Here is a 1,545-nt window from a genome sequence, read left to right on the forward strand (position 1 = left end):
CCACTGCGGTGTAGGCCGCGGCATTGATGATCGTGGAGTAGTTCTTCCAGTTCCGTCCGGCGAAGGCGTCCTCGCTGCCGAGGTCAAACTCGCCCCGGCCGGCAAACTCAACGGACGGGTCGCCGTCGTACTGCCGGCGCAGCGCCTTGCCGAGCTGGCCGTTGGCGCCGACCACGAGGACCTTCTTCGGCGGCATCGGCGTGACGTCCGCCAGGCGCGGGTGCGCCTTGTCCTTGTCCGAAAGCTCGGCCTGGCCCAGCGGCACCGGCCAGCTGATGGCCGCGGTCTCGTCGGCGAGGTTCAGGAACGTGTACTGGCCCTGGGCGTCGGCGGACCAGTGGTCGTTAACGAGGTACGTGTAGGCGGTGTTGTCCTCCAGCGTCTGGAAGGCGTTCCCGACCCCGCGGGGAATGAAGATGGCCTGGCTGGGGTCCATCTCGGCGGTGAACACGGCGCCGAAGGTCGGGCCTTCGCGCAGGTCCACCCAGGCGCCGAAAATCCTGCCGGTGGCCACGGAGATGAACTTGTCCCACGGCTCGGCATGGATGCCGCGGGTGGTGCCGGCGGATTCGTTGAACGAGATGTTGTTCTGCACCGGACGGAAGTCGGGCAGGCCAAGCGCCACCATCTTTTCCCGCTGCCAGTTCTCCTTGAACCAGCCCCGGTTGTCACCGTGGACCGGAAGGTCGTAGAGGACGACGCCGGGGATCGGGGTTTCGTGCGCTGTGAGCTTTTTCGAGAACTCGATCGACATAATCTACTGGCCTTGTTCCTTGTACTTCGCTTCCGTGGCGGCCTTCTGGGGCCGCCACCAGTCCTCGTTGTTCCGGTACCAGGCGATGGTGTCTTCGATGCCGGCCTCGAAGTTGGAGAACTGCGGCTTCCAGCCGAGTTCCTCGCGCAGCTTGGAGGAGTCGATGGCGTACCGCATGTCGTGGCCGGGCCGGTCCACCACGTGCTCGTACGCGTCCGGCGCCTGGCCCATGTGCTTGAGGATCAGCTCGACGACGTCCTTGTTGTTCTTCTCGCCGTCGGCGCCGATCAGGTAGGTCTCCCCGATCCGGCCCTCGGCGATGATCGCCAGGACAGCGGACGAGTGGTCGTTGGCGTGGATCCAGTCACGGACGTTCTCGCCCTTGCCGTACAGCTTGGGACGGATGCCGTCGATCACGTTGGTGATCTGGCGCGGGATGAACTTCTCCACATGCTGGTACGGACCGTAGTTGTTGGAGCAGTTGCTGATGGTTGCCTGCAGGCCGAAGGACCGCACCCAGGCGCGGACCAGCAGATCCGAGCCCGCTTTCGTGGAGGAATACGGGCTGGAGGGGTTGTAGGGCGTGCTCTCGGTGAACCGCTCCGGGTCATCGAGCTCGAGATCGCCGTAGACCTCGTCGGTGGAGATGTGGTGGAAGCGCTTGTTGTGCTTCCGCGCGGCCTCGATCAGGGTGTAGGTCCCGATGATGTTGGTGTCCAGGAACGGGCGCGGATCGTGCAGCGAGTTGTCGTTGTGGGATTCCGCGGCGTAGTGCACCACGACGTCGGACC

Annotated in this window: 2 protein-coding genes; both read right to left on the reverse strand. The window is 64.8% G+C overall.

From position 1 onward, the window contains the following. A partial coding sequence (locus LQV45_RS31430) for a dTDP-4-dehydrorhamnose 3,5-epimerase (protein ID WP_230011297.1) occupies positions 1–754 on the reverse strand: 754 nt, incomplete at its 3' end. A gap of 3 nt (positions 755–757) precedes the next feature. Further along, positions 758–1,545 (reverse strand): dTDP-glucose 4,6-dehydratase (gene rfbB / locus LQV45_RS31435; RefSeq protein WP_230011300.1); only part of this gene is annotated, 788 nt, incomplete at its 5' end.

Source organism: Microbacterium sp. Bi128 (assembly GCF_918698205.1).